The following is an 8370-nucleotide window of genomic DNA, read 5'->3' as shown; positions in this document are numbered from 1 at the left end:
GCGGCAAGGACGGTGAAGAGCCGCCAAAGGTGATACGAGACCAGCTGGCGATGTACGACCAGCTCAAGGCCGAGCCAGACGTTGACAGGCAGCATCAGCTGATGACGCAGATACTCGCCAGCGTCAGAGACGAATTCCACGGCATCGGAATCGCCGCACCCACCACGTCCTACGGCATCGTCTCCACCCGAACCCAGAACTTCCCCAAGGACAACGTCATGTCCCACGGCACCGTGTGGGTCTACATGGACCCCGCCCCAACCAACCCGTGCCAGTACTTCATCGAAGAGCAGTAGGAGCCACTCGGACCCCTGCCGCAGCGGAGCCGCCCTCCGCCGATGGCCAATCTGCCTCCGCGATGCGCATCCTCGCCTGGTCCGCTGCGTTCTGCGCGTGGGCCGCAGGGATGACAGTCGGCCTCAAGTCGATCGAACGCGCCCGCCAGGCCTAGCTGGCGGTGATCATCTCCGTATCGGACCGCCCGTCATCTGCGACGACAGAGTGGAGCCGCGAGGCCCTCAGCTTCAGCGGTCAGTGCCCGCGTCGTGGTCCATTCCGCCTCTTGTACGACCGGGTTGTTCACGAAACCGTCCTATTCGCGGGCGAATTCCTAGTCGGCGGACCCGAGATCGGACGTCAGTGTTTCGACGCAGGTGGCCGGGCATAGTCCCATTGCTTGAGTCGTCGCGATTAGCAAGGGCCCGAAGTGGTCGCAAGGAATGTGACCAACGAGAACGTCGCCCGTGTTGACGTCCTGGGAGGACACTTCATGCAGCCGGTTCCGTCACCGCGGTCCCATCGGCAGGTACCGTCAGGCACGGCGCGTCGTCGTGCGTTCCTGCTTGGCGCGGCGGGCACATTTGCCGGACTGGGCACCATCCCTGGCGATGCCTTCGCGTCGCCGCGCGTGCTCGTTCCCGGCGCCGATGGCACACCGGGAGACGGTCGGGGACCGACCGAGTCATGGGTGGATCGGATGATCCGTCGCATGTCCGTGCGGCAGAAGGTCGGCCAGCTCTTCGTCACCCGCGTCTACGGCAGCGCCCCTGACACGGTGGACTCACGTAACACCGCGGATTTCGGCGTCCCGACACCTGCCGACGTCGTTGAGAAGTACGACCTCGGCGGTATCTGTTATTTCACCGTCACCGACAACGTCGTCGACCCGCCGCAGGTCGCCAGGCTGTCCAACGGTCTGCAGCGGGTAGCGGTCGCCTCCGGCGCTGAGCTTCCACTGTTGATCTCGACTGACCAGGAAGGCGGAACGATCGTCCGTATTGGTCCACCGGCGACCCAGTTCGCCGGCAACATGGCGCTTGGTGCCAGCCGCGATGTCAAGGCCGCACGCGACACCGCAGCCATCCTCGGCCAGGAGTTGCGTGCCATCGGGATCAACCAGGACAACGCACCCGTCGCTGACGTCAACATCAACCCCGCCAACCCGGTGATCGGTGTTCGGTCGTTCGGTGCGGACCCGAACCTGGTCAGCAGGATGACCACTGCCCAGGTCAAAGGATTCCAGCGGGACGCGAAGATTCTCGCCACGGCCAAGCACTTTCCCGGGCACGGTGACACCGCGGTCGACAGCCACACCGGTATCCCGATCATCACCCACTCCCGGGAGCAGTGGGAGGCGATCGACGCGCCGCCGTTCAAGGCTGCGATCAGAGCTGGGGTCGGGGCGATCATGACTGGTCACCTGGTGTTTCCTGCGCTCGACCCGTCGGGCGACCCGGCCACCTTGTCGTACCCGATCATGACCGGCATATTGCGTCAGGAGCTTGGCTTCGACGGCCTGGTCACCACCGACGCACTGGACATGCAGGGAGTGCGCGACAAGTACGGCGACGACCGGGTGCCTGTGCTTGCGCTCAAGGCAGGGGTCGACCTGCTGCTGCTACCACCGAAGTTCGACCTCGCCTATGACGCGGTGCTCGAGGCGGTCGACAACGGCGAGATCAGCGAGAATCGGCTGAACGAGTCGGTCCGGCGGATCCTTACCTGGAAGTACACCTCGGGTCTGGTGCGCAACCCGTACGTCGACGTGGACCGGGTGCCCTCGATCGTAGGAACGCCCGGACACCTCGCCCGAGCCGACCAAATCACCAACAAGACCACGACGCTGATCAAGAACGACGCCTCGGTGCTGCCGCTCTCACTACGGCAAGGATCGACAGCCTTCGTGTGTGGCAACGGAACAGGCACGCAGGGGTTGGCGGACGAGTTCGAGAACCGGAACGTGTCGACGATACCGCTCAACACCGGAACCCAGCCCACTGACGCCGACATCGAAACTGCCGTTGGTCAGGCTCGGATCGCCGACGTGACCGTGGTGCTCACCCAGCGGGCATGGGACACGAACAACACGGACCCGCAGCAGCGCCAGCAGCTCCTGGTCGAGCGGCTCCTAGCCACCGGCAAGCCGATCGTGGTCGTCGCCATCCGGGATCCGTACGACATCGCGCACTTCACCGATGTCCAGACGTTCCTTGCCACCTATATCGGCAACACTGTGGCCATGCGCGCCTGTGCCAAGGTGCTGTTCGGTGAAGTTGACCCAACCGCGAAGCTCCCGGTGGCGATTCCGAGCGTCACCGAGCCGGGCAAGACGCTGTATCCGCTTGGCTGGGGCCTTTCGTACTGACAGACATCGGCGGCCGGTGGGAAGCGCCACCCCTCACTGCTCCACTGGCCAACTGCCCCATGGCTCGGACAACGGTCGGCCAGGCTACAACCGATCCTCGATACTGGAGCGGTGAGCACGGCTGAGGCTCTTGTGCTCGACGCGAAGCCGGCCGAGGAGCTGATGCAATGAACGTGCACGAGTCCGCCCTGCCCTGGACGAGCGATCTGCGGGTGCGGCTCGACGAGCTGCTCGACGAGCACCGCGCAATGCTGCACGACAGTCTCGACGGCCTTACCGAGGAGGAGGCACGCCGATCCCTGGTGCCCTCCCGCACGACACTGCTGGGACTGGTCAAGCACGTCACCTACGTCGAGCACGTCTGGTTTGACCAGGCCCTGACGGGCCGAACCTTGCGGGATCTGGGTGCCCCACCAACTCCGGACCGGTCCTTCATCCTAAGCAAGACAGACACGATCGAGACCGTCCGAGCCGCATACGCCGCTGCCTGTGCCAAGTCACGCCGCCTTGTCGCCGACCTTGCCCTCGACGAGGAAGTGACCGGGCGGGGTCCACGCGCGTTGTGGGCCATCTATGCGCACATGCTGCGAGAACTCGCACAACACTGCGGGCACGCCGACATCCTGCGCGAGCAGGTGCTGGCTGGGCGCGAGTGAATCCGGTGCCTGCCTGGCACAGGCCACTGTGCGCCGGCCGGTTGGTGAGCTTGCCTGTAGCGCTGCTGGGTCCGTCGTCGCGGACCGGTGCTGGCGCCCCGACGCGCGCTCAGCAGTCAAACACCGACCAGCAGATGTCGTTCCGCAACCGCTGGTCGTCAAGTACGAGTTCGCGAATCGCCTCCGGGAGCTGGTCACGCTGCCACTGGCACTCGAGTCGGCCTGCGGCCGCAGCCTCGTCTTCGGGCGCGGCAGCACGTACGGCCTTGATCGCGTAGGCGGCCGCACCTAGTTCGTGCGCGGCGACGTGGGCGACGGCCCCGGCCTGGCCAGGAGCGTACGCGGCATGCCGTGCTGCCCCACGCAGATCTCTGGCCGCGCCCATCGCGTGGCCGCCCGCCGCGCGAGCCTGCATCATCCTGACCTCGCCACGTACCCAGGCGCGGGCCTGCTCGATCGCCTGACGCGGTCTGGGGTCCTTTGGCTGAGCCGACTCGAAGAGGTGAAGGACGTGCTCGGCGCAAGATGCCGCCCAGAGAGCGAGGAGATGGTGGTCCGAGTCAGTAAGGGTCCCGCCGCGGCGAATCGTCACGAAGCGAGGGTCCCGGACCTTCGGGAGGATCATGGTTCGCACTCCTTCTGCTTGTGCATCCGCCCAATGCCCACGGACGCGCACGCGCGACCAGGCACGCCCCAAGTAAAGCCTGCGTACCCGACAAGAGCAGCGCTGGCTCAGGAGACCAGGTGGCAGCTGCTAAACGTCGTTCGTTCGCCTGCTGCACGATCCCATCACCCTGGACTCGGTGGAGACCCTGGCCGATCTCGCCAGTGGCAGGGATGTCCGATGAGGGATCGGCGGATTCTGGCGGTGGTCACAACACACGGTGTGACCGTGACTCACGCCGGCTCGCCCGCAGGATCGGGCAGGTGGCGGCGACGCACCCAGGTCAATGCGGGTCACAATCTCCTTTTGAGCTGGCCTGCCGAGGGGCTAATGTGCGGGCAGCGAGTGACCCACGAGGAGCTGAGAGATGCCCGGTCGTCCAAGCGCGCGTTGACGTCGTAGGCCGTGATCGGCCTGTCATCGCGTGCTGCCCTTGATCTGCGGCACAGCGAGCCTTTGCCCGCCTGAACCGTCGGTGCGACCGGCGGGCCTCGTCCTTGGCTACCCAAGAGGTCCCCTGTGCCGTTCCCTTCATCCGCTGTATCCGATTCCGTCCGATCTGCTCCGCCAAGCCTGTGGCGGAACAGCGACTTCCGCAGGCTCTGGCTTGGCCAGACGGCCTCCCAACTCGGCGAACACACGAGCCTGGTGATCATTCCGCTCATCGCCGTCCTGACACTTCATGCGGACGCCAGCCAGCTGGGCGTCCTTCGAGCGGTGGGACAGGCGCCAATCCTGCTGCTCGCGCTCTTTGTCGGCGCGTGGGTGGACAGGTGGCGGACCCGAACCGTGATGGTGCTGGCGGACCTGGGCCGGACCGTGGCACTGGGCGGAGCCGTCGTGGCTGTCCTCTATGGATTCGGCCTGCAGGCGATGCTCGTGGTTGCCTTCACGATCGGGGCCATGTCCGTGTTCTTCGACGTGGCCTACCAGGCCTCGCTCGTACGCCTGGTGAAACGCGATCAGCTGGTCCGGGGCAACAGCGCGCTCGAAGGCAGCCGGTCCGCCGCTCAGATCGGTGGCCCCGCCCTCGGCGGCGCGCTGGTCTCACTGCTGTCCGCGCCGATCGCCGCCGCGTCCAGCGCGCTGATCTTCGCACTGTCGTGTCTGTCGATCCGGCGGATCCGCCGAACCGAGTCGATTCCGGAGCGCTCGGAGCGACCCTCTCGGGTCTGGCGGCGAATCCACGAGGGACTCCGCTTCGTCGTCGGCGACGCCTCGCTCCGGGCCATCGGCCTGGCGTCGGCGGCCTTTCAGTTCGCCTTCGCGGCCATGATGACCGTCTATCTTCTCTTCCTGCCGCGAGAGCTGCAGCTGTCGGGCAGTGCCGTGGGCCTGGCCCTCGCGGCGATAGGGCCGGGTGCGCTGGTGGGTTCGTTGCTTGCCGCCCATCTGCCGAGCCGGCTCGGTCACGGGCTGGTGCTCGTGTCCGCGGCGGCGATCGGTGACGGCGTGATGCTGTGCGTACCTGCGCTGCACGGCCCCTCTGCGGTGACGATCCTGTCGCTCGTGGCGGTCAACTTCGTGTTCGGGGCGTTCGGTCAACTGGTCAACGTCACGCACATGGCCGTCCGACAGGCCGTCACCCCGGACGGGATGCAGGGCCGGGTGAGCGCGACGATCACCTTTGCCGGCATGGGTCTGACCCCGCTCGGCTCGCTGCTCGGTGGCTACCTGGCCGAGGTGTGGGGGTTGCGCACCAGCCTCCTGGTGGCGGCCGCCGGCATGATGCTGTCCCCAGTGCTGATGGCCCTGTCCCCGCTCGTCCGCCTGGGACGGGAGCTTCCTGCCCTGCATGAAGCGCTGCCGACGGTCGAACACCCAAGACCCACATGACCGACGGCTTGACTTCGAGTGCGCTCTAAGGGCCATTCTGGTCGCGTGAACGAGGAACCGGACGTCCAGACCTGCGGCGTAGCCGAGATCACCCCTGACGTCGACGAGCCGCTCACCGTCGGGCAGGTTGCCACACTGACCGGGCTGTCCGCCCACACCTTGCGCTGGTACGAGCGGGTGGGCCTGCTGGAAGGCGTCGCCCGTGACCGGTCCGGCAATCGCCAGTACACGCAGATCGACCTGCGGCGGCTGACGCTGCTGATGCGCCTGCGTGCGACTGGTATGCCGGTCAGCGAGATGGTGCGTTATGCCGAGCTTCTCAGGGCCGGCGCCCATACCGGGCTCGAGCGTGCAGAACTGCTCGAGGCGCACCGCGATCGGGTCCTGAGCCACATCGCCGACCTCCACCGCGATCTGGACGTGATCAACAGCAAGATCGCGGGATACCGGCGAGCGCAGCCACCCGCAGTATCGGCGTAGTCGTTCACGCACGTTCCGGGCTTGACGCCGAGCCCCTCTGAGAAACCAGGCGTCGACACCTCACCATCTCAAGGGAGCACTGCATGCTGTATCGAACCATGGGCAGTCGCCGGACCGTCAGCGCTCTGTGCCTGGGCGCCATGAGGTTCGGCAGCGAGACCGACCCCGACACATCGACGGCGATCCTCGACCGTTTCGTCGAAGCCGGCGGAACCTTCATCGACACGTCCAACAACTACAACCAGTCGAGCGGCCACGGTGGCGAGAGCGAGGAATTCCTCGGCCGCTGGATGCGTTCGCGAGGCAACCGTGACCAGCTTGTCATCGCCACCAAGTGCGGCGCCAGGACGACCACGCCCGGCAACCCTGACGATGCGAACTGGGAAGGCCTTGCCGCCTCAACCATCGACTCCGCCGTCAAGGGCAGCCTCACTCGGCTGGGCATCGAGCGCATTGACTTGTACTACGCGCACATCGACAACCGAGCCACTCCATTGGAAGAGACCGTGGGTGCGTTCGGGCGGCTCGCCGCCGACGGCATCGTGGATCTGGTCGGGTGCAGCAACACCACCAGCTGGCGGTTGGAACGCGCACGGCGCCTGGCCGCCGACCAGGGCGTCGCCGCGTATTCGGTGCTTCAGCAGCGGTACACCTACCTGTGGCACAACCCAGTGCGGGGCCACATCGAACGTCTCGGTACCCCGCATTTTCGGCACGTCGGGATAGAGCACCTCGACTACCTCAGGGAGCATCGGGACATGACGCTGGTGGCGTACGCGCCCCTGCTGATCGGCTCGTACGCCCGTACCGACCGCCCGTTTCCGGCCGAGCTCGGGTACGCGCATCCGACTGCGTACGTACGATTCGAAGTGTTGCGTCAGGTCGCTCAGGAACTGGGCGCCACCCCCAACCAGGTCGTGTTGGCATGGATGCTGCACCACGATCCGGTCGTCATCCCGCTCTTTGGCGCGTCGTCGGTGGGTCAGCTCGATGAGGCGTTGGACGCGCTCGAGATCAGCCTGGACGCCGAGCTGATGGACCGCCTCACCAACGCCTAGGCTCTAGGTGGGCCGCGTTCCCAGCTCGAGCAGGTTCCGGTCCGGGTCGGCCGGGTCATACAGCACGCGTACGTGCGTCTGCCCGCGCAGGCCCGGTCCCGGATCGTGCCGGACGTAGTCACTGGTCGCGGTGTAGGTGCGGCCACTCTGGTCGTCGTGCCAGGTCGCGTGGACGACGTAGGGATGGCGACCATTCACGCGTATGTTGAACTCCAGCCCGATGTGCGCGATCTCCGCCCAGATCTCCCGGCCGTTCCGCCGTAACCACGCCCGCTGTGCCAGGATCCGCCGGCCCTTCACGAACAGCGCCACCCCGATCGGCGTGAACACGATCCCGAGACCGCCGGTGATCAGCGGGACGAAGTACGCCGCGCCGACCGAGGCGAGTCGGGCGTCGTTCGGATCGTCCGGGTCGTAGGCAACCTCGACGGTGTCGCCCACCTCGTATGCGGGTGGGTTCGATCCTTGGGAGCTCTGGAACGAATAGGCCTCGCCGTCGACGGTGAACTCCACCGTCGGGTACCAGGCGGTGCTGGACCGGTTGCTGCCACTGCTGCTCGAAGTCTGTTCGGTCAGCTCGACGACCTTGCCGTCGAGGCGCTCGGCGGAGCTCAGGAAGCTCACCGTGGAGACCACGACCCAGACGGTGACGACGAGCAGGATGATCCCTACGAGACCAAAGATTCCGCCCAGCAGTGCAAACAACCGACCCTTGTTCATGGACCAAGTCTGCCTCTTCCGAGGCCGGGACAATTGGTCAGGACGTTGAAGTCGCCCTGGTGCCTGTTCCTGCGGCCCCCACCGGTCACGGCAACAGTGCCGCCGACAGTAGCGACCAGGAGCACAACCGGGGACCTCCCCATGTCCGCCCGGCGTCCTCCTACCACGGGCAGCCAGACGACGCACCCGCTGTACTCCTCGACCTCCGCGACCGTCGCCGGGGCCGTTCCTCGTCTACGTGAGGACCGCGAGGACATCGGGTCGGCGAAGTGTCCCCGACGTCCTCACCAAGATCATCGCAACACCGGGTAC

At 66.2% G+C, this 8370-nt stretch carries 8 protein-coding genes; 6 read left to right on the top strand and 2 right to left on the bottom strand.

What is annotated here, in order from left to right:
- From ABN028_RS20670 to ABN028_RS20660, 3 genes are all read left to right on the top strand, one after another.
- Positions 1-296 (top strand): hypothetical protein (locus tag ABN028_RS20670; protein ID WP_349697785.1); only part of this gene is annotated, 296 nt, incomplete at its 5' end.
- Positions 297-988: 692 nt separating this feature from the next.
- Positions 989-2644 (top strand): glycoside hydrolase family 3 protein, encoded by a 1656-nt coding sequence (locus ABN028_RS20665; RefSeq protein WP_349697784.1) that lies wholly within the window; start codon positions 989-991, stop codon positions 2642-2644.
- A gap of 167 nt (positions 2645-2811) precedes the next feature.
- Positions 2812-3300, top strand: a complete 489-nt coding sequence (locus tag ABN028_RS20660) for a DinB family protein (RefSeq protein ID WP_349697783.1) — start codon at positions 2812-2814, stop codon at positions 3298-3300.
- A 109-nt stretch (positions 3301-3409) separates the two neighbouring features.
- Here the strand turns inward: ABN028_RS20660 and ABN028_RS20655 are convergent, their stop codons facing one another.
- A complete protein-coding gene (locus ABN028_RS20655; RefSeq protein ID WP_349697782.1) occupies positions 3410-3925 on the bottom strand; it encodes a putative immunity protein in 516 nt (171 codons plus the stop codon).
- Positions 3926-4483: 558 nt separating this feature from the next.
- On the opposite strand from ABN028_RS20655, the gene ABN028_RS20650 reads away from it, so the two are divergent.
- The 3 genes from ABN028_RS20650 (at position 4484) to ABN028_RS20640 (ending at position 7338) form a co-directional block, all read left to right on the top strand.
- Positions 4484-5800: an MFS transporter gene (locus tag ABN028_RS20650; RefSeq protein WP_349697781.1), complete on the top strand. Its 1317-nt coding sequence runs from the start codon at positions 4484-4486 to the stop codon at positions 5798-5800.
- A 45-nt stretch (positions 5801-5845) separates the two neighbouring features.
- Positions 5846-6280, top strand: a complete 435-nt coding sequence (locus ABN028_RS20645) for a MerR family transcriptional regulator (protein WP_349694279.1) — start codon at positions 5846-5848, stop codon at positions 6278-6280.
- An 83-nt stretch (positions 6281-6363) separates the two neighbouring features.
- Positions 6364-7338 (top strand): aldo/keto reductase, encoded by a 975-nt coding sequence (locus tag ABN028_RS20640; RefSeq protein ID WP_349330784.1) that lies wholly within the window; start codon positions 6364-6366, stop codon positions 7336-7338.
- Positions 7339-7341: 3 nt separating this feature from the next.
- Here ABN028_RS20640 and ABN028_RS20635 read toward each other — a convergent pair whose 3' ends face one another.
- Positions 7342-8058: a DUF3592 domain-containing protein gene (locus ABN028_RS20635; protein ID WP_349697780.1), complete on the bottom strand. Its 717-nt coding sequence runs from the start codon at positions 8056-8058 to the stop codon at positions 7342-7344.
- Positions 8059-8370 lie beyond the last annotated feature (312 nt).

It is taken from the genome of Actinopolymorpha sp. B17G11 (genome assembly GCF_040196095.1).
GTDB lineage: Bacteria > Actinomycetota > Actinomycetes > Propionibacteriales > Actinopolymorphaceae > Thermasporomyces.
Note: the sequence above shows the minus strand (reverse complement) of the source record. Positions and strands in the feature narration are given on the sequence as shown.